Below are 20,146 nucleotides of genomic sequence, written 5' to 3'. Positions count from 1 at the left end.
CGAAAGGTCCGCCATGTTCGATTTGATCGTGAGAAATGCCAATCTTCCTGACGGTCGCCAGATGCAGGACATTCTGGTCAGGGACGGCAGGATTGCCGATATCGTGCCCTCCAGGGCCGAGCATCAGGCGGCGGAGGAAATCGACGCCACCGACCGGCTCGTAACCCCGCCTTTCGTCGATCCGCATTTCCACATGGACGCGACCCTGTCGCTCGGCCTGCCGCGGCTCAACCGCTCCGGCACGCTGCTGGAAGGCATCGCGCTCTGGGGCGAACTGAAGCCGATGCTCACCGTCGAAGCCATGGTGGAGCGCGCGCTGCGCTATTGCGATCTGGCGGTCGCCCAAGGTTTGCTCGCCATCCGCAGCCATGTCGATGTCAGCGATCCGCGCCTTCTCACCGCCGAAGCGATGATCGAAGTGCGCGAGAAGGTGAAACCCTATATCGACCTGCAACTCGTGGCCTTCCCGCAGGATGGCTATTACCGTTCACCGGGCGCGGTCGATCTCGTCAACCGTTCGCTCGACATGGGCCTCGACGTGGTTGGCGGCATTCCGCATTTCGAGCGCACCATGGCCGATGGCGGAGCTTCGCTGGAAGCGCTCTGCCGCATTGCCGCCGAACGCGGCCTGCCGGTCGACATCCATTGCGACGAAAGCGACGATCCGATGTCGCGCCATGTGGAAACGCTAGCCGCCGAAACCATGCGCTTCGGCCTTCAGGGCCGTGTCTCCGGCTCGCACCTCACCTCCATGCATTCCATGGACAATTATTACGTCTCGAAGCTCATTCCGCTGATTGCGGAAGCGAAGATGAATGCCATTCCCAACCCGCTCATCAACATCACGCTGCAAGGCCGCGCCGACACCTATCCGAAGCGCCGCGGCATGACCCGCGTGCCGGAACTGATGGCGGCGGGCATCAATGTCGCTTTCGGCCATGACTGCGTGATGGACCCCTGGTACTCGATGGGTTCCGGCGACATGCTGGAAGTCGGCCACATGGCGATCCATGTCGCGCAGATGACCTCCATCGAAGGCAAACGCCAGGTTTTCGATGCGCTGACCGTCAATTCCGCGAAGGCGCTGGGCCTTGAAGGCTACGGGCTTGAAAAAGGCTGCAATGCCGATTTCGTGGTGTTGCAGGCACGCGATCCGATCGAGGCGCTGCGGCTCAAGGCAAACCGCCTCAAGGTGGTCAAGCGCGGCAAGGTCATCGCCGAAACCCCGCAGCGTGTAAGCCGCATCAACCTTGCGGGCCGTCCATCTTCGGTCGACGGGGCCGACTACGCGCCAATCGGCCAGATTTAGGCTCAAACGCAATCAAGGCATGATGCAGTCCTAGAGCGATTCCCGTTTTAGCGGAAAAGTTGGAACCGCTCTATCTATTTGTTTTTGCCGCATTTCCAAACGCAAGACCGTTTCACACTTTTGGCTCGAAAATGCGCTATTGTCGCGGCGAACTCCAAGAACAACCCAAACAAAAACGGCGCCCGAAGACGCCGTTTTCTTTATTCTGTCGGGCTTATGCAGCGCTCGACGACTTGCTCTTTTCAAAGCGCTTGCGCTCATTCGGGTCGAGATAGAGCTTGCGAAGGCGGATCGACTTCGGCGTCACCTCGACCAGCTCGTCATCCTGAATCCACGACAGAGCGCGTTCCAGCGTCATCTTGATCGGCGGGGTGAGCTTCACGGCTTCATCCTTGCCGGCGGCGCGGATGTTGGTGAGCTTCTTGCCCTTCAAGACGTTCACTTCCAGGTCGTTGTCGCGGCTATGGATGCCGATCAGCATGCCCTGATAGACCTTGACGCCGGCGTCGATAATCATCGGGCCGCGATCTTCAAGGTTGAACAGTGCGTAAGCCACAGCCTCGCCCTGATCGTTGGAGATCAGAACGCCGTTGTTGCGGCCTGCGATCTCGCCCTTATATGGCTGGTAGTCATGGAACAGGCGGTTCATGATCGCCGTGCCGCGCGTATCGGTCAAAAGTTCCGACTGATAGCCGATGAGGCCACGGGTCGGCGCATAGAACACCAGACGCACGCGATTGCCGCCCGAAGGACGCAGCTCGACCATTTCAGCCTTGCGCTCGGACATCTTCTGCACGACGGTACCGGAATATTCCTCATCGACGTCGATGACGACTTCTTCCACCGGCTCCAGCTTTTCGCCGTTCTCGCCGTCCTTCATGACGACGCGCGGACGCGAAACGCCAAGCTCGAAGCCCTCGCGGCGCATGTTTTCGATCAGAACCGCTAGCTGCAATTCACCGCGGCCGGACACGAAGAACGAATCCTTCTCGGTCGATTCCTCGATCTTCAGCGCGACATTGCCTTCGGCTTCTTTCAGCAGACGGTCGCGGATGACGCGGCTCGTCACCTTGTCGCCCTCGGTGCCCGCATAAGGGCTGTCATTGACGATGAAGGACATGGTCACGGTCGGCGGATCGATCGGCTGGGCGGCAAGCGGTTCGCTGACCGAAGGATCGCAGAACGTGTCGGCGACGGTGCCCTTGGAAAGACCGGCAATGGCGACGATGTCGCCTGCCTGCGCCTCGTCAATGGCCTGGCGCTCGATGCCGCGGAAAGCGAGGATCTTCGAGATACGGCCGTTTTCGAGCAGCGAACCGTCCTGACCCAGAACCTTGACGGCCTGGTTCGGCTTGATGGAGCCGGAATGGATGCGGCCGGTGATGATGCGGCCCAGGAACGGATCGGCTTCGAGGATCGTGCCGATCATGCGGAACGGACCTTCGGCAACCTTCGGAGCCGGAACATGCTTCAGCACGAGGTCGAACAGCGGCGCCAGACCTTCATCCTTCGGGCCTTCCGGGCTCAGCGCCATCCAGCCGTTACGGCCCGAACCGTAGAGGATCGGGAAATCGAGCTGTTCGTCGGTCGCGTCGAGATTGGCGAAGAGGTCGAACACTTCGTTGACGACTTCCTCATGACGGCCATCGGGACGGTCGATCTTGTTGATCGCCACGATGGGCTTGAGGCCGACCTTCAGCGCCTTGCCGACGACGAACTTCGTCTGCGGCATCGGGCCTTCGGCGGCGTCGACGAGAACGATGGCGCCGTCCACCATCGACAGGATACGCTCAACCTCGCCGCCGAAATCGGCGTGGCCCGGCGTGTCGACGATGTTGATGCGCGTATTTTTCCAGACAACCGAAGTGGCCTTGGCGAGAATGGTGATCCCGCGTTCCTTTTCGATGTCGTTGGAATCCATCATGCGTTCTGCAACGCGCTGGTTCTCGCGGAACGAGCCGGACTGCTTCAGGAGTTCATCGACCAGTGTGGTTTTGCCATGATCGACGTGTGCGATAATAGCGATATTACGCAATTCCATATGGAGATCACTTCTATATGAGTTGGGAGCCGCGCCAACAGACCCGCGCGGAAAAACAATGCGGCGCTCTTACAGGTTTTTTTGCGTTTTAGAAAGAGGCAGCGCGAAACTGCCTCTTATTTAGGCCGTAAAACCCGGATTTCAATCGGCTTTTACACCGCTAATCTGTCAGTTTTTTGTCAGCCGGGCCTACAACAGCGTGCCCGACAGGATGACCAGCGCGACGCTGAAATAAATCACGAGGCCCGTCACATCCACCAGCGTGGCAACGAAAGGCGCGGACGCGCTTGCCGGATCGAAGCCCAGCCTTTGCAGTATGAAGGGCAGCATCGAGCCCGTCAGCGAGCCGAATGTCACGATGCAGACCAGCGCCATGCCCACGGTGAATGCCACCAGAATCCAGTGTTCGCCATAGTCATAAATGCCGAGCGTCTGCCATGTGGCGATGCGGATGATGCCGATGCAGCCCAGGAAACTGCCGAGCGCAAGGCCGGACGGTATCTCGCGCAGGGCAACGCGCCACCAGTCCTTGAGCCTGATTTCCTGCAAGGCAAGCGCGCGGATAATGAGCGAGGTTGCCTGTGAGCCGGAATTGCCGCCCGACGACATGATGAGCGGGATGAACAGGGTGAGCACGAGCGCCTTTTCCAGTTCCGCCTCGAAATGCTGCATGGCGCTTGCGGTCAGCATTTCGCCGAGAAACAGAATGCCGAGCCAGCCGGCGCGCTTCCTCAGCATCTCGCCGAAGCCGATGCGCATATAGGGCTTGTCGAGCGCCTCCATGCCGCCGAAACGATAGGTGTCCTCGCTCGCCTCTTCCGTCATGGCGTCCAGCACGTCATCGACCGTCACGATGCCGATGATATGGCGCCCCTCATCCACCACCGGCACGGCCAGAAGGTCGTGCTTGCGGAAAAGCCGGGCGACTTCCTCGCGGCTTGCCAGCGGCGAAATGGTGATCGGCTCGTCTTCGCGGGCGATCGACAGGATGGGTTCGTCCGGCTGGCGGATGATGAGGCGGCGCAGGCTGACCACGCCCAGCAGGACGCGGCTGACCGGATCGATGACATAGATCGCATAAACCGTCTCGCGGGTACGCTCCACCTTGCGGATATGTTCCAGCGTCTGGCCGACATTCCAGTTGGAGGGGACGGCGATGAATTCGATGGTCATGAGCGAGCCTGCCGTATTCGGCGGATAGCCCATCAGCTTTTTCAGCGCCGCCTTTGTTTCAGGCGCGAGAATGGGAAAAAGCCGTGCGCGGTCGTCATCGTCCAATTCCTGGAAAACGTCGGTTGCACGGTCCGCCGACATGCCGTCGAGCAAAAGACTTGCGAGGCCGGGCGAAAGGGTCGCGATGATTTCGGCCGCGCGATGCAGCTCCGGCTGGTCGAGCAGACGGATGGCATCGTCGTGCGAAAGCTGCGCGATGACGGCGACGACATCATCGGCATCGAGTTCGTTGACGAGTTCCACCGCGTCGCCGGTGCGCATGTCCGCAATGCGGCTTGCAATGGCGGCAGCAGGGAGGTCGGCAACATTGAGGACTTCCGGGAAGAAGTCGTTGTCGGGCTTAAGGCCGGTCATGGGGCTTGCCTTTCTGTCGATCCGCCGTCGAAGGCAGACCGTGCAAGCCGACCGCGAGCGATCAGATCACGAACTGCCTTGACGGCTGAAACAATCGACTGTGACTGTCGCTGGGCATAAGAGAATAAAACTCCGGTTGAAATTGCCGCCACGAAAATTGGCAGCGGGCGTGATTTGCGCTTGGTCGCCCATAAAGTCAAGCCCTTGCGAGACGATGTCGAACGCTTTTTGGCCCGACCGTCGGACTGCACGCGGCAAAAGCCGCCAGGGCAGAAAGGATATGGGGCCGGAACGCCCATCCGGGCGGCGATGGCATCGCCATAGTGCTATTTCACTGTTCAGCCCTTGCTCCACCGACAGCCAGGTCCTAAGTCTGGTTCACCTCGAACAAACCCGAACCGGAGTTTCATCATGTCCGACAAGCCCGCTTATAATCACGCGCTGACCGAATGGAACGGACCGCTGGGCCTGCCGGATTTCACCGCTTTCGGGGATGAGGATTTCGCCCCCGCCTTCGATGTGGCGCTGGCGGAAGACCTCGCCGAAGTGGAAGCCATCGCCGGGGCGAAGGATGAGCCGACCATCGACAATACGCTGAAGGCGCTGCAACTGACGGGCAAGGCGCTCGACCGTGTTTCCTCCGTTTTCTGGCTGCGCGCGGGCGCGCATACCAACAACACGATCCAGGCGCTGGAGCGCGAAATCGCGCCGAAAATGTCGCGTCATTATTCGCGCATCATGATGGACCCCGCGCTTTTCGCCCGTATCGACGCGCTTTATGAAAATCGCGACATGCTGGACCTCGACACCGAGACCAAGCGTGTTCTGGAAAAGACGTGGAAGGGTTTCGTCCGTTCCGGCGCGAAGCTCGATGCGGCAGGCAAGACGGAGCTTGCGGGCATCAATGAGAAGCTGGCGGGGCTTGGCGCGCGTTTCGGGCAGAATGTGCTGAAAGACGAATCCGGCTGGGCGCTGTTTATCACCGACGAGGCCGATCTTGCCGGTCTGCCGGATTTCCTGAAAAACGCCATGCAGAGCGCTGCCGCCGAACGCGGCAAGCCCGACGCTTGGGCGGTTACGCTGTCGCGTTCCATCGTCGAGCCGTTCCTTTCTTTCTCCGAAAATCGTGGCCTGCGCGAGCAGGCATTCAACGCCTGGGCGAAGCGCGGTGAAAATGGCGGCGAAACCGATAATCGCGACATCGTGCGCGAGATGGTGGAACTGCGCGAGCGCAAAGCCCATCTGCTCGGTTACGCCAATTTTGCCGCGTACAAGCTCGACGACACCATGGCCAAGACCCCGAAGGCGGTGATGGACCTGCTGGAGCCGGTCTGGGACAAGGCGCGCGCCAAGGCGGCGGAAGAGGAAGCGGAACTGGAGCGTCTCATCGCAGCCGATGGCGGCAACCACAAGGTCGCGCCCTGGGACTGGCGCTTCTACGCCGAGAGGCTGCGCGCCGAGCGCTTCGCCTTCGATGAGGCGGAACTGAAGCCCTATCTTCAGCTTGAAAAGATCATCGAAGCGGCTTTCGATGTGGCAGGTCGACTGTTCGGCGTCCGCTTCGAGGAGAAGACGGGCATTACCGCATGGCACCCGGATGTGCGGGTGTTTCAGGTGTTCAACGCCGATGGCAGCGAGCGCGGCCTGTTCCTTGGCGATTATTTCGCCCGCACATCGAAGCGTTCGGGCGCGTGGATGAGTTCCCTGCAATCGAGCCACAAGCTTGGCGATGGGCAAAAGCCGATCATCTACAATGTCATGAATTTCGCCAAGCCCAAGGCAGGCGAACCGGCCCTGCTCTCGCTCGACGATGCGCGCACGCTGTTCCACGAATTCGGCCATGCGCTGCATGGGCTGTTGTCGGATGTGACGTGGCCTGCCGTTTCCGGCACCGCCGTCTCGCGCGATTTCGTGGAACTGCCCTCGCAGCTTTACGAACACTGGCTGACTGTCCCCGCCGTTCTGGAAAAATACGCCGTGCACTACCGCACCGGCGAAGCCATGCCGAAGGCGCTCCTCGACAAGGTGCTTGCGGCCCGCACCTTCAATGCGGGCTTCAACACGGTCGAGTTTACCTCATCCGCGCTGGTGGATATGGCCTTCCACACCGGCAAGGAGAAGATCGCCGATCCGCTGGCTTTTGAAACGCAAACGCTGGCAAAGCTTTCCATGCCGGATGCGATCATCATGCGCCACCGCACGCCGCATTTCACCCACGTCTTCTCCGGCGACGGCTACTCCGCCGGTTACTATTCCTACATGTGGTCGGAAGTGCTGGATGCGGACGCTTTCTCGGCCTTCGAGGAAACCGGCGACGCCTTCAATCCGGAACTGGCGGCAAAACTGAAGCAGCATATCTATGCCGCCGGCGGCAGCCGCGACCCGGAAGAGCTTTACAAGGCGTTTCGCGGCAAAATGCCGACACCGGACGCGATGATTGAAAAGCGCGGCTTGAATTAAACCCATAAGAAAAAGGCCGGGAAACCGGCCTTTTTCAACGCTTGTGGGTCAGAATATTCACAAGCCGACCGTAAGGGTCCCGCGTGAAGAAACGGCGCACGCCCCATTCCTCATCGGCCGGACCGTATGCGACGGGAAATCCCAGTGCGACCGCACGTTCCAGCACGGCATCGACATCATCCACCTCGATGGAAAGATCGGGCACCGGCGTACCCGATCCGCCTTCGCTCATGATGCTCACCTGCACCCGCGCCTCCGCATCGGTCGCATAGGTGACGATCCAGCCGAAATCCATCGCCACATCAAGGCCCAGCAAATCGCCATAGAAGCGCTTTGCCGCCGCTGGATCACCGGTGGCGATATTGGCGACGATGCGGCGGACAGTCATCAATATTCGCCGAGCTTGATATCCGGCGTGTAATCGACGCCGTCGACTTCCTTCACCACCGGCTGGCCGCAATGCATGACGCCGGTTGCCGCATTGAAGGCATAGGTCGGCGAGCCATAGAGCTGCCAGCCCTTGTTGAGCGCTGCGGTGACTCGATGGCAGAATGCGGAATCGTCGGGGCCAGTGATGAAACGGTATAACTTCATGCTGTTGCTTCCTCTGTTATAACTTTACGCCTGCTTTGGCGAGGACACGCTCGGCCATTTCGAGATGCAGACGTTCGACCATCTGCCCATCCAGCGAAACGACGCTCTTGTCGGCATTTTCCGGCCGGGCAAAGATTTCGACAACGGCGCGCGCATGCGCCACCTCCTCCCCGGTTGGCGAGAAGGCCCGGTTGGCCGCCTCGATCTGGCCCGGATGGATCAGCGTCTTGCCGTCGAACCCCATGGCGGCGCCTTGCGCGCATTCCGCCTCGAAGCCCGCGCTGTCGCGAAAATCATTGTAAACGCCGTCGAGAACGATGATCCCGCCGGCGCGTGCGGCAAGCACGATCTGCATCAGCCATGGCACCAGATAAGGCCGCCCCGCTTGCGGGCGCACGCCGGTCTCCCGCGCAATATCGTTCGGCCCGACGACAAAACAGGCAAGCCGCACCGCCGAACGATGCCCAAGAACCGCAATCTCATCGGCATTGAGAATGCCGCGCGCGGTTTCGATCATCGCCCAGACACCGACCGCCGGATCGGCATCCTGCCGGTCGAGCCGGTTGGCGGCATCGATCACGTCCTGCGGGCGCTCCACTTTCGGCAGAAGGACCGCATCCGCGCCCATCTTTGCCGCCGCCGCAACATCGTCCCCACCCCATGGCGTTTCCGCCCCATTGACGCGCACGATGCGCTCAAAGGCAACATTCGGATGGGCCGCAAAGTGCGCGGCAAGCGCATCGCGGGCCGCAACCTTCGCCTCCGGGGCAACCGAATCCTCCAGATCATAGATCACGCAATCGGCGGAAAGCGTCAGCGATTTTTCCAATGCGCGTGCATTGGCGGCCGGAACGAACAGGACGGAACGGCGGGGACGAACAACGGTTTTCATACCCCGATTTGTGCACCGAACGGCACGGCAGCGCAAGCCCGAGAACACGAACAGGAGCACGAACTGACCGGGCCTTGAAATCCTGTATCGACACGCCTATTTTCCAGCCTTCGGTTGGAATGCACCCGCCGCCCGCAGCCTCACGGCCTTGGTAAAGCATTTCTGTTTCACGTTTTTGTTCCGGTGACGGCAGAAACGGCAATGCGGGCACCCGTTCATGAAAACGCCGCTCACAACCAGGAGCGAAAACAATGACCACAGCCATCATCGCTGGGACCCATAATGTTGACTTCAAGCATCAGGCCCGCCGTCTGCGGCAGGCCTTGAGCGAGGAAGGCATCGCCATCAGTCACGGCAAGGCGCTCGACCTTGTGGCGCGCCAGTCCGGCACGCGCGACTGGAACACGCTTGCCGCCAATGGCAAGGTGGAGACCGCATCCATCGAGGGCGAGACCGCGCCTTACCGCGTCGGGCAGCGCATCGCCGGCCTGTTTCACACCACGCCGTTCGATGCCCGCATCATCGCCGTGGAGGAGACGATCAAGCCGGAACTGTGGCGCATCACCTTGCAGTTCGATCCGGCCATCGATGTGGCGATGTCGCCCAATCTCTCCATGCGGCGCAGGCGTTATACGATCGTCGTCGGCGCGGATGGCAAATCCCGCCGCCTGACCGGCAGCGAAACCGGCGGCATCGCGCTGGACGTTCGATAATTTCGCAAACTGCGTCAAAGACGCATGATCCGGAAAACTTGACGCGGTTTCCAGACAGGATTATGCGCATTGACCGACAGACGAACCTTCCGCCGCGCTTGTCCGCGCGGCGGACGGTTCCCGAAACAGGCCTGGAGTTGCGACCTATTGGGCAGTTATGGCCTCAAACGTTGACTCTCGGTCAAGCTGATGTAAACCAGTTTGCAAATTGCAAATTCCCAACCGACAGGTTCAGGACATGGATAAGTTCACCAAGCTCACGGGCGTCGCCGCCCCCCTGCCGATCGTCAATATCGATACGGATATGATCATTCCGAAGGATTACCTGAAGACGATCAAGCGCACGGGTCTGAGCAAGGGGCTTTTCGCCGAAATGCGCTTCAACGAAGACGGCACGGAAAACCCGGATTTCGTCCTGAACAAGCCCGGCTACCGCAATGCGCAGATCCTCGTTGCGGGCGACAATTTCGGCTGCGGTTCCTCGCGCGAACATGCGCCATGGGCCCTGCTCGATTTCGGCATTCGCTGCGTGATCTCGACCTCGTTCGCCGACATCTTCTACAATAACTGCTTCAAGAACGGCATCCTGCCGATCAAGGTCGCCCAGGAAGACCTGGACAAGCTGATGGACGACGCTTCGCGCGGCGCCAATGCCACCCTCACCGTCGATCTCGAAACCAAGGAAATCCACGGCCCCGATGGCGGCACGATTTCCTTCGACCTCGACGATTTCAAGCGCCATTGCCTGCTCAACGGCCTGGACGATATCGGCCTGACGATGGAAAAGGCCGGCAGCATCGACGCGTTCGAGGCCAGGCGCGCCGAACAGCGTCCCTGGGCATAATGACGGAAAGCACCATATATGGCCTGCAAGAGCCCGGTGGCCTGAGACATTGAATAGGACACGATTGGCTGGAATGGCCCGAGAAGATCAAAGCGGCGACTGGGCGGGACGTCTCTCGCCCTCGCTGGACGAAATCGAATCCATCGCGATCGAGGCTCTTGCGCATCTGCCGCAGGAGTTTCGTGCGTTGTGCGGCGACATCATCATCCAGATCGCCGATTTTCCTGACGATCAGATCATCGAGGATATGGGGCTGGAAACGCCTTTCGACCTGCTCGGCCTTTTCGAAGGCCGCGGCATCGGCGAGCGGTTCAGCCTTCAGACCGGCGAGGGCCCGAACCGCATCACGCTCTATCGCCGCGCGATCCTCGACTATTGGGCGGAGCATGAGGAAACGCTGGGCGACATCATCACCCATGTGCTGATCCACGAGATCGGCCATCATTTCGGCCTTTCCGACGACGATATGGAAAATATCGAGGCGCAGGCGGAATAATCACGATTGCCCGACGGACAACCGCGCCGACAACCTCCCCTTAACAAAAAGCGCCGGAAAACCGGCGCTTTTCATCATCAGTACGGATAAAGCGGATCAGGCGGCAAGCGCCTTCGGCTTGATGAGGCCGCGCGCGACCAGAAGTTCGGCGATCTGGATCGTGTTGAGTGCGGCACCCTTGCGCAGATTGTCCGAAACAACCCACATGGCCAAGCCGTTCTCGACCGTGATGTCCTCGCGGATACGACTGATATAGGTCGCGTCTTCGCCAGCGGATTCATAAGGCGTGATGTAACCGCCGTTTTCATGCTTGTCGACAACCTGGCAGCCCGGAGCCTCACGCAGGATCTCGCGCGCTTCTTCCGGCGTGATCGGGTTTTCGAACTCGATATTGACCGCTTCGGAGTGACCGATGAAGACCGGAACGCGAACAGCCGTTGCCGTCAGCTTGATCTTCGGATCAAGCATCTTCTTGGTTTCGGCCACCATCTTCCATTCTTCCTTGGTGTAGCCGTCTTCCATGAAGACATCGATATGCGGGATCACGTTGAAGGCGATGCGCTTGGTGAACTTCTTCGCCGTCACAGGATCGGCCACGAAGACCGCGCGTGACTGCTCGAACAGTTCATCCATGCCTTCCTTGCCCGCGCCGGAAACCGACTGGTAGGTCGAAACAACCACACGCTTGATCTTGGCGGCATCGTGCAGCGGCTTCAACGCCACGACCAGCTGGGCGGTCGAGCAATTCGGGTTGGCGATGATGTTCTTCTTGGCGAAACCTTCGACTGCGTCCGGGTTCACTTCCGGCACGATCAGCGGCACTTCGGCATCATAACGCCAGGCCGACGAATTATCGATGACGACGCAGCCCTGCTTGCCGATCTTCGGCGACCATTCCTTGGAAATCTCGCCGCCAGCGGACATCAGGCAGATATCCGTGTCGGAGAAATCATATGTGTCGAGCGCCTTGACCTTCAGCGTCCGGTCGCCATAGGACACTTCCGTGCCCTGGCTGCGGCGCGATGCGAGCGCCACAACTTCATCAGCGGGAAAGCCGCGTTCTTCGAGAATATTGAGCATTTCGCGCCCGACATTTCCGGTGGCGCCGACAACTGCAACCTTGAAACCCATTTTTCGTCTCCTGTCCCTCTCCGCTTCCAGATTCGGAACCCCGCAGGCCACGCGGGACTTCCGCCCCCGGGCCAGACCCGGGGAGAGGGCGAGCAGGCCAAGGGAATCAGACCGTTTTCGTGGTCGTTTTGGTAATGGCCGTGAGTGTTTTGGAAATCGAAGGCATGCGCGCTGCCCCGGCAGAAATGCCGGCAGTTCCAGGCGAAACTGACGCTACGTTGACGCGATCCACGCGGGTTCTCCTTCGTTCGTCCCTGCTTTTACGCGGTTTATGGATGGAGTCAATTCTCCAGCATGACAAGTTGCGCATTTTTTGCCTCTCCATGCGCTTCGACAGTGAGAGCCTGAAGCAAAAAGCGGCCTGTGTGCGAAAATGGTGATTTTCGAGCACCGGAACTTGAGACAAGTTTCCATTTGCAGCCGCACAGGGCGACTTTCGGAACAGGCTCTAAAACAAGCTGGCAATTCTGCATCATACTAAAGACTACTGCCCGAATCTGCGAATTCAGGTCATCATGCAAATGTGAGGAGAGCGCCTTGAAGGGAGAGGAACCGGTCAAGGCGCACCAGCGGTCTTCATTGTCCCGGTGAGGAAAGACCGCACCTATATAGCTCTGTTTGGGAGGACAGATTCATGGCAGTCTCGTCAAGCGCCGAGGTCGGCGCGCAGAAAATGACGGGCGAAGAACGCAAGGTCATCTTTGCGTCCTCGCTCGGTACCGTCTTCGAATGGTACGATTTCTATCTCTACGGAACGCTGGCGTCCTTCATCGGCGCGGCCTTCTTCAACGAATATCCGGAAGCAACCCGAAACATCTTCGTTCTGCTCGCCTTCGCGGCAGGCTTCCTCGTGCGCCCCTTCGGCGCGCTCGTCTTCGGACGTATCGGCGACCTCGTCGGCCGTAAATATACGTTCCTCGTCACCATCGTCATCATGGGCGCCTCGACCTTCCTGGTCGGTCTTCTGCCCGGTTCCGCCACGCTCGGCATCTTCGCACCGATCATCCTGATCGTTCTGCGCATGTTGCAGGGCCTGGCACTCGGCGGTGAATATGGCGGCGCGGCAACCTATGTGGCCGAACATGCGCCGAACAATCGCCGCGGCTTCTTCACCTCATGGATCCAGACCACGGCAACGCTCGGCCTTTTCCTGTCGCTGCTCGTGATCCTCGGCATCCAGACCATGCTCAGCAAGGAAGCCTTCGCAGCCTGGGGCTGGCGCGTTCCGTTCCTCGTATCGGTGCTCCTGCTCGGTATTTCCGTCTGGATCCGCATGCAGATGAGCGAATCGCCCGCATTCAAGCGCATGAAGGAAGAAGGCAAGACCTCCAAGGCCCCGCTTTCCGAGGCTTTCGGCCAGTGGAAGAATGCCAAGATCGCCCTCATCGCCCTTTTCGGCCTCACCGCCGGTCAGGCCGTTGTCTGGTATTGCGGCCAGTTCTACGCGCTGTTCTTCCTGCAAAACGTTCTGAAGGTCGAAAACCAGTCGGCAAACATCATGGTGGCCATCGCGCTCCTGATCGGCACCGGCGGCTTCGTCTTCTTCGGCTGGCTGTCGGACAAGATCGGCCGCAAGCCCATCATCATGGCAGGCCTTCTGCTCGCTGCCGTGACCTACTTCCCGCTGTTCAAGGCGCTGACCGGCGCTGCCAATCCGGCACTGGCCCAGGCTGAACAGACCATCAAGGCGACCGTTACGGCAGCCCCCGGCGATTGCAACTTCCAGTTCAACGCCACCGGCACGTCAAAGTTCACCACGTCCTGCGATGTTGCGACCAGCTTCCTCGCCAAGAGCTCGGTGCCTTATGAGATCGTGCAGACGGCAGCGGCGGGAACGCCTGCGACCATCACAATCGGCGACAGCACGATCCAGTCCTATGACGCGGCCCAGGCCGGGGCAGATGCCGCAGCCAGGCAGTCGGCATTGGCTCACGACGTGAACCTCGCCTTGCAGAAGGCCGGTTTCCCGCTCGTTCGCGACCCGGCGAAAGTGCCGGATAGCAAGCTCGACGCCTTCGTCGCCGCCAACCCGGAACTTCAGCTCAACGCCGAAGCCATCCGCGCCGGCGACACCAAGACCATGGTTTCCGCCGCGGACCTCGTGAAGCAGAAGCTTCTGACCCAAAGCGAAGCTGAAGGCCTCGGCGTCAGCACCGAGCAGGCCGTCTACACCATCCCCAATGCCGGTGCATTCAAGATGGTTGCCGATCCTGCGCAGGTGAACTGGGTGCTGACCATCGCCATCCTGACCATCCTCGTCATCTACGTGACGATGGTGTACGGCCCGATTGCGGCAATCCTCGTCGAGATGTTCCCGACCCGCATCCGCTATACCGGCATGTCGCTGCCTTACCACATCGGCAATGGCTGGTTCGGCGGCCTGCTCCCGGCTGGCGTCTTCGCGCTCAGCGCGGCCAAGGGCGACATCTATTACGGCCTCTGGTATCCGATCATCATCGCTTCCGTCACCTTCGTGATCGGCATGATCTTCGTCAAGGAAACCAAGGGCGTCGATCTCAACAAGGTCGACTGACCATCGCAACAGTACAAGGCAAAACGCCGCCCATCGGGCGGCGTTTTCATCTGGGCTTTCATCTTCGATATTGCGCTTCGATTTCGATCAGCTTCTGCTTGCGCCAGAGGCCGCCGCCATACCCGGTCAGGGACCCGTCCGCGCCGATCACGCGGTGGCAGGGAATGATGATGGCGATCTGGTTCGCCCCATTGGCGCGCGCAACGGCCCGCACCGCAAGCGGCCTTTCAAGAGCCCGCGCAAGTTCGCCGTAGCTTCGCGTTTCGCCCGCCCGGATATTGCGCAATTCCCGCCACACATCCTGCGTGAACGTGCTGCCATGCAGCACCAGCGGCACGTCGAATGTCGGAGAATTGCCCGTAAAGAAGGCGTTCAGCTGACGCTCCACGAGATCATGCGTTTCAAAACGGCCGATCCCCAGATCGCCCCGGCCAGTTGCATAAAGCTTTTTCAACTCGGCAGGCAGCGCTTTTCGATCGATGAATTCGAGAAGATGCAGGCTGCGCGTGTCACAGATCGCAATCATCGTGCCGAGCGGCGACTTGATCCAGGCTGCCCGCAACAGGCCATCGCCGCGCAACTTGCCTGGTGGAAGGCCCAGAATACGCGCAAAGGCGCTGCGGAACGCTTCCGGCGAGTCAAAACCGGCGTCGATCTGGGCATCGATCACGCGCCCGCCATCGGCGAGCGTCTGGAAGCCATGCCGCAAGCGTTCCTGCCGCGCCATCTCCAGAAATGTCATGCCGAAATGACGGCGAAAACTGCGGCGGACGGTCGACAGGTCAAGCCCCATCCGGGCGATGTCGTCCTCGCTCCAGCGCCGCTCGGGATCGGCTTCAAGGGCATCGAGAAGCATTTTCACCGAAGGCTCCGCTTCGGCGGCCGGTTGCAGGGGATGGCATCTCTTGCAAGGCCTAAAACCCTCGGCCATGCATTCCGCGACTGACGCAAAGAAGCGGCAATTCTCCTGTTTCGGCTTGCGCGCCGGACAGGTCAGGCGGCAGAAAATTCCGGTCGAGATGACGCCGACATAGGCCCTGCCTTCATAAGCGGCATCGCGGGCGACAAGCGCATCGTAGAGTTTGTCTTGGTTTGGAAGCGTGAACAACATGGCGCTATTCTTATGCGCCGCGGCATCAATTGACAGCCTCAAATCAGGCACTTATTCAAAAAAGGACAGCCCGCCATGCGGCATGCATGGCGGGCTGTCCATCAAATGGTTCCGGTCCGCTTGTTACGCGGAAAGCTTCGAAAACTTGTCGAGGATGGCATCGCCCATTTCGACCGTGCCGACCTTGGTTGTGCCTTCCGACCAGATGTCGGCGGTGCGGATACCATCGTCGAGAACCTGTGCAATCGCCGCTTCCAAACGATCCGCCTCGGCAACGAGGTTGAACGAATAGCGCAGGCACATGGCAAGCGAAGCGATCATCGCGATCGGATTGGCAACGCCCTTGCCAGCGATATCCGGTGCGGAACCATGGACCGGCTCATAGAGCGCCTTGCGCTTGCCGGTCTTGGAATCGACCGCGCCAAGCGAAGCGGACGGCAGCATGCCGAGCGAGCCGGTCAGCATGGCGGCAACGTCCGACAGCATGTCGCCGAACAGATTGTCCGTCACGATGACGTCGAACTGCTTGGGCCAGCGAACAAGCTGCATGCCGCCGGCATCGGCCAGCATATGTTCCAGTTCGACGTCGGCGTGCTTTTCCTTGTGACGCGCGGTAACGACCTGGTTCCACAGGACGCCCGACTTCATCACATTGCGCTTTTCCATCGACGTGACCTTGTTGCGGCGCGTGCGCGCCAGCTCGAAGGCAACATCGGCGATACGTTCGATTTCGTAGGTGTCATAGACCTGCGTGTCGATGCCGCGCTTCTGGCCATTGCCGAGATCGATGATTTCCTTCGGTTCACCGAAATAGACGCCGCCTGTCAGCTCACGCAGGATCAGGATATCGAGGCCTTCGATCACTTCCGGCTTCAGCGAGGAGGACTGGGCCAGCGCCGGATAGCAGATGGCCGGGCGCAGATTGGCATAAAGCTGCATGTCCTTGCGCAGGCGCAGAAGGCCGGCTTCCGGGCGCACCTCATAAGGCACGCTATCCCACTTCGGACCGCCGACGGCGCCGAACAGAACCGCATCGGCAGCCAGCGCCTTCTCCATATCCGCGTCGGAAATCGCCTGGCCATGCGCATCATAGGCCGAGCCGCCAACCAGACCTTCTTCGGTTTCGAAACCGAGATTGAGGCCCGAATTGAGGAAAGCGATGATCTTGCGGACTTCCGCCATCGCCTCTGGACCGATGCCGTCGCCGGGCAGGAGAAGGAGTTTTCTGGATGCCATAATGCCAAGCCTCTGTTTTGTTTCGCACATTCCAGAAAACGAAAACCCGTTTCGCCGGGAATGCTGCGTTCGAATTCACGATAATAACGACCGGTGCAACACCTTCCGTTACCATCCTTGTCAAGTTCCGCGAGGGTTATAGAACCCCCTCGCCCCACAAGCAATAATGCGCATGGCTGAAACTTATGAAAAAGTTGGAGGCTTGTGCAGAAATTATATAACAGCCGGTCAGTCCGTCAGACTGCGCGCTTCGGATGGCAGCATGATCGGGATTCCGCCGCGAACCGGATAGGCAAGCTTCGCCTTGCGCGAGATCAGTTCGCCGCGTTCCCGATCATATTCCAGCGCACCCTTGGTGAGCGGACATACGAGGAGTTCCAGCAGACGCACATCGATATTGCCGGTTTCCGTCTTGTCGTCCATCGTTCCATTCCCGAAATTCATTGCAGCCGCGAACCGAAATCGTCGTCTTTTACCTTGGCCAATACCATTTCGGTGATGGCAATCAAAGTTGCGGCGCGCGTCTTCAGATCGGGGGCCTCCAGAAGCGCCTGTTTTTCAGCCGGGCCGAAAGGCGACATGATGGAAAGCGCATTGACGAGGGTTTCGTTGTTTGCGCGCGCGATGCTGTCCCAGTCCGCTTCCAGATTATGCGCTTCCAGATAATCGCGAAACGCACCCAGCAGTGCATCCCGGTCGATTTCCGACGAATCCCGCGCCTCCTCCAGATCGGCCAGAAACGGCATGATCCGGCATTGCCGATAGGGCTGGCGGCAGTTGACTTCCTCGCGCACGCGAAAACGGCAGATGCCCTGGAGGGTAATCAGCAAGCGGCCGTCGCCCGTCTCGGCAAAGGTCGTAATACGGCCAAGGCAGCCGACATTGCTCAACTGGGGACGAAAGCTCTCATCCAGTTCATCGAACGTCTCGTCATCATCGCCGTCGATCTTCGGCTGGATCATGCCGATGATCCGCTTGCCGGCCAGGGCATTCTCGACCATCGCCAGATAGCGGGGTTCGAAAATATTAAGCGGAAGCTGACCGCCGGGCAGAAGCAGCGCTCCTTTCAGCGGAAAAACCGGAACTGTCTCCGGTATATCGGTGCCCGTTCTGTAACGGGCATTGCCCACTTGCATTGCAACCTCCTCAAAAGCGTGCCGCGTTTTATCGTCGTCATACGAAACGCTTTAAACTTTTGTTTTCATGCATGTCTTTGTCCCATCATAGCGGGATCAGAAATCAGCCCGGTGGACTGATTTCCCCGCGAAGGCTGTTCCCACTTTTGGGAGACATGCATTAGGGCTCATGGGAAATGCGCCCTAACAGTTGGAATCCGCATGGCGCACAACGCACAATCTGCGCGCCATGTTCCCGACCGCGCGCGATCAGGAAAAGAGAAGGGACGACAGCTTGCGCCGCGCACCGAGCGTTGCCGGATCGGCATTGCCCCACGCTTCGAAGAACTGGAGCAACTGCTTGCGCGCGCCGTCATCGTTCCATTCGCGGTCGGCCTTCATGATGAAAAGCAGCTCATTGGCGGCATCTTCACGGCGTCCCTGCGCGTTGCGCACCTGCGCAAGATCGAACCGGGCCTGATAATCCTTCGGATCGGCCTGAACCCGCCTTTCCAGTTCAATCGGATCGCCGATCAGCTTGACCTGATCGGCAAGGGCAAGACGCGCCTCCAGCGCGCGAACGGCAGGCGCATTCTGCTTGTCAGCCGGAAGCTCAGCCAGGGTTTCCCGCGCCTTTTCCGCATCGCCCGATTCCAGAAGGCAGGCCGCAAGCCCCACCACAGCATCGACATTATCCGGGACGGCCTGAAGAATGGATGCGAAAATCTCCGATGCCTGAACGAAATCGCCCGCTTCCATCAGCTCATTTGCCGCCGAGACCGCCTCGGCAAGGGCGGCTTCCTCATTGCTTGGACCACCGACCTTGGCGATGAATTCCTTCACCTTCGATTCCGGCAGGGCGCCCATGAAACCGTCAACCGGCTGACCATTGACGAAAGCAATGACCGCCGGGATGGACTGGATGCCAAGCTGGCCCGCGATGGCCGGATGGTCATCGATATTCATCTTGACCAGCCTGACGGCGCCGCCCGCTTCCCGCACCGCCTTTTCAATGATCGGGGTCAGCTGCTTGCAGGGTCCGCACCATGGCGCCCAGAAATCCACCAGCACCGGCTGGTTGCGGGATTCTGCAATGACATCCGCCTGAAAACTCGCCGTCGTCGTATCCTTGACAAGATCCGCGCCCCCGCTGGCGGCGGGTGCGGAACCGAAAGAGACATTCGCCGTCATCTGGCCGCCTGCACCGGCATAAGGATTGTTCTGGCTGCTCATAGGAAATTCCTTCGTATTTTCCAGCGGATGCGACGGTCCGCATATAAGCCCGTGTCGATCTATCAGGTCGTATATTCAATGGCCGATTTCAAGACGGCCTGGTTCCAGGCCAGTTTATACCGAAGCGTCGGCCTTCGCACCCTCGGAAACGGCGAGAATACGCGGCTCGTGTCCGGTGGATTTCAGAAAAGCGACAAGGTCCTCGCGCTTGATGGAGGTCGTGGCTTCGTTGGTCAGGGGATGTCCGTTGATGATCTCATATTTCATCAGATCGGCATCCAGAATGACCTGCACATGATGCTCGGTGTCGTTGACCGCGCCGAAGACCGTAACGGCACCCGGAATCACACCCAGATATTCCATCAGCTTTTCCGGCTTGCCGAACGAAACGCGGCTTGCCGCGCCGATCAGCTGATGGATCGACTTCAGATCAACCACGGCGTCTTCCTCAACCGTCACCAGAAAGAAATTGTCCTTCTTGTCCTTGAGGAAAAGGTTTTTCGTGTGGCCTCCCGGAATCTCACCGCGCAGGCTCTGGGAATCCGCAACTGTGAACAAGGGCGGATGTTCAACCGTTTTCACTTCGATACCGAGATTCTGAAGATAATCGTGAAGCTCGCTCGGCGACAAAGGCATGATTCCACCCCATTCCTGTTCAGCGCTGAAAAATATTGCGCATGTCGGCGCGCTCCTCACGCTGCAATGACACGCAACAGCGCTTATAGACCATGGAGGAAGGCTTAGAAACCATGCAAAACAAATTGGATCGTTCGCTCCAAAACGCAACGAACCGACACGCGTTTTTGGCGGCTGATTCCATTCATTTCGCACATTATTTGCCTTCTTTCAGG

18 protein-coding genes are annotated in these 20,146 nt (G+C 59.5%); 6 read left to right on the top strand and 12 right to left on the bottom strand.

Features of this window, described 5'->3' with window-relative positions; genetic code table 11:
• Positions 1-13: 13 nt before the first annotated feature.
• Positions 14-1,309 carry an amidohydrolase family protein gene (locus AVM02_RS02020; RefSeq protein WP_411505354.1) on the top strand — a complete coding sequence of 432 codons (1,296 nt, stop codon included), beginning with the start codon at positions 14-16 and terminating at the stop codon, positions 1,307-1,309.
• 214 nt (positions 1,310-1,523) lie between these two features.
• Here the strand turns inward: AVM02_RS02020 and typA are convergent, their stop codons facing one another.
• A complete protein-coding gene (typA, locus tag AVM02_RS02015; RefSeq protein WP_411505353.1) occupies positions 1,524-3,350 on the bottom strand; it encodes a translational GTPase TypA in 1,827 nt (608 codons plus the stop codon).
• Between the two features lie 189 nt (positions 3,351-3,539).
• Positions 3,540-4,937 (bottom strand): magnesium transporter, encoded by a 1,398-nt coding sequence (gene mgtE / locus AVM02_RS02010; RefSeq protein WP_411505352.1) that lies wholly within the window; start codon positions 4,935-4,937, stop codon positions 3,540-3,542.
• 411 nt (positions 4,938-5,348) lie between these two features.
• Here mgtE and AVM02_RS02005 point away from each other — a divergent pair, with 411 nt between their 5' ends.
• A complete protein-coding gene (locus AVM02_RS02005; RefSeq protein WP_411505351.1) occupies positions 5,349-7,397 on the top strand; it encodes a M3 family metallopeptidase in 2,049 nt (682 codons plus the stop codon).
• Between the two features lie 34 nt (positions 7,398-7,431).
• Here AVM02_RS02005 and AVM02_RS02000 read toward each other — a convergent pair whose 3' ends face one another.
• The 3 genes from AVM02_RS02000 to AVM02_RS01990 are packed head-to-tail and all read right to left on the bottom strand — an operon-like array spanning position 7,432 to position 8,883.
• Positions 7,432-7,785: a VOC family protein gene (locus tag AVM02_RS02000; RefSeq protein WP_411505350.1), complete on the bottom strand. Its 354-nt coding sequence runs from the start codon at positions 7,783-7,785 to the stop codon at positions 7,432-7,434.
• The gene (locus AVM02_RS01995; RefSeq protein WP_002965766.1) at positions 7,785-7,991 is read right to left on the bottom strand and encodes a DUF1737 domain-containing protein; all 207 of its coding nucleotides are present in this window, start codon (positions 7,989-7,991) and stop codon (positions 7,785-7,787) included. Before AVM02_RS01995 ends, AVM02_RS02000 begins: the two co-directional genes overlap by 1 nt.
• Positions 7,992-8,007: 16 nt before the next feature.
• Positions 8,008-8,883 (bottom strand): HpcH/HpaI aldolase/citrate lyase family protein, encoded by an 876-nt coding sequence (locus AVM02_RS01990; RefSeq protein ID WP_411505349.1) that lies wholly within the window; start codon positions 8,881-8,883, stop codon positions 8,008-8,010.
• Between the two features lie 251 nt (positions 8,884-9,134).
• Here AVM02_RS01990 and AVM02_RS01985 point away from each other — a divergent pair, with 251 nt between their 5' ends.
• From AVM02_RS01985 to AVM02_RS01975, 3 genes are all read left to right on the top strand, one after another.
• Entirely contained in the window at positions 9,135-9,596 is a 462-nt protein-coding gene (locus AVM02_RS01985) for a glyoxalase superfamily protein (RefSeq protein ID WP_411505348.1), read from the top strand.
• A 238-nt stretch (positions 9,597-9,834) separates the two neighbouring features.
• Positions 9,835-10,440, top strand: a complete 606-nt coding sequence (leuD, locus tag AVM02_RS01980; protein ID WP_411505347.1) for a 3-isopropylmalate dehydratase small subunit — start codon at positions 9,835-9,837, stop codon at positions 10,438-10,440.
• A 73-nt stretch (positions 10,441-10,513) separates the two neighbouring features.
• Positions 10,514-10,936: a metallopeptidase family protein gene (locus tag AVM02_RS01975; protein WP_411505346.1), complete on the top strand. Its 423-nt coding sequence runs from the start codon at positions 10,514-10,516 to the stop codon at positions 10,934-10,936.
• Positions 10,937-11,032: 96 nt separating this feature from the next.
• On the opposite strand, the gene AVM02_RS01970 is transcribed toward AVM02_RS01975, so the two are convergent.
• Positions 11,033-12,067, bottom strand: a complete 1,035-nt coding sequence (locus AVM02_RS01970) for an aspartate-semialdehyde dehydrogenase (protein ID WP_411505345.1) — start codon at positions 12,065-12,067, stop codon at positions 11,033-11,035.
• A 634-nt stretch (positions 12,068-12,701) separates the two neighbouring features.
• On the opposite strand from AVM02_RS01970, the gene AVM02_RS01965 reads away from it, so the two are divergent.
• Complete coding sequence (locus AVM02_RS01965; RefSeq protein WP_411505344.1) at positions 12,702-14,600, top strand: MFS transporter; 1,899 nt, start codon at positions 12,702-12,704, stop codon at positions 14,598-14,600.
• Between the two features lie 58 nt (positions 14,601-14,658).
• Here the strand turns inward: AVM02_RS01965 and AVM02_RS01960 are convergent, their stop codons facing one another.
• From AVM02_RS01960 to AVM02_RS01935, 6 genes are all read right to left on the bottom strand, one after another.
• Entirely contained in the window at positions 14,659-15,711 is a 1,053-nt protein-coding gene (locus AVM02_RS01960) for a bifunctional transcriptional activator/DNA repair enzyme AdaA (RefSeq protein WP_411505343.1), read from the bottom strand.
• Between the two features lie 123 nt (positions 15,712-15,834).
• The gene (gene leuB / locus AVM02_RS01955) at positions 15,835-16,947 is read right to left on the bottom strand and encodes a 3-isopropylmalate dehydrogenase (protein WP_411505342.1); all 1,113 of its coding nucleotides are present in this window, start codon (positions 16,945-16,947) and stop codon (positions 15,835-15,837) included.
• A gap of 228 nt (positions 16,948-17,175) precedes the next feature.
• On the bottom strand, positions 17,176-17,370 hold the full coding sequence (locus AVM02_RS01950; RefSeq protein ID WP_411505341.1) for a Trm112 family protein: 195 nt from the start codon (positions 17,368-17,370) through the stop codon (positions 17,176-17,178).
• 17 nt (positions 17,371-17,387) lie between these two features.
• Entirely contained in the window at positions 17,388-18,083 is a 696-nt protein-coding gene (locus tag AVM02_RS01945; RefSeq protein WP_411505340.1) for an LON peptidase substrate-binding domain-containing protein, read from the bottom strand.
• A gap of 249 nt (positions 18,084-18,332) precedes the next feature.
• Positions 18,333-19,295: a thioredoxin gene (trxA, locus tag AVM02_RS01940; RefSeq protein WP_411505339.1), complete on the bottom strand. Its 963-nt coding sequence runs from the start codon at positions 19,293-19,295 to the stop codon at positions 18,333-18,335.
• A gap of 114 nt (positions 19,296-19,409) precedes the next feature.
• A complete protein-coding gene (locus AVM02_RS01935) occupies positions 19,410-19,931 on the bottom strand; it encodes a prolyl-tRNA synthetase associated domain-containing protein (protein WP_411505338.1) in 522 nt (173 codons plus the stop codon).
• Between the last annotated feature and the right edge of the window lie 215 nt (positions 19,932-20,146).

It is taken from the genome of Brucella anthropi (assembly GCF_046630315.1).
GTDB lineage: Bacteria > Pseudomonadota > Alphaproteobacteria > Rhizobiales > Rhizobiaceae > Brucella > Brucella anthropi_A.
The sequence above is the reverse complement of the archived record's forward strand: the minus strand, read 5'-3'. Positions and strand labels throughout refer to the sequence as shown.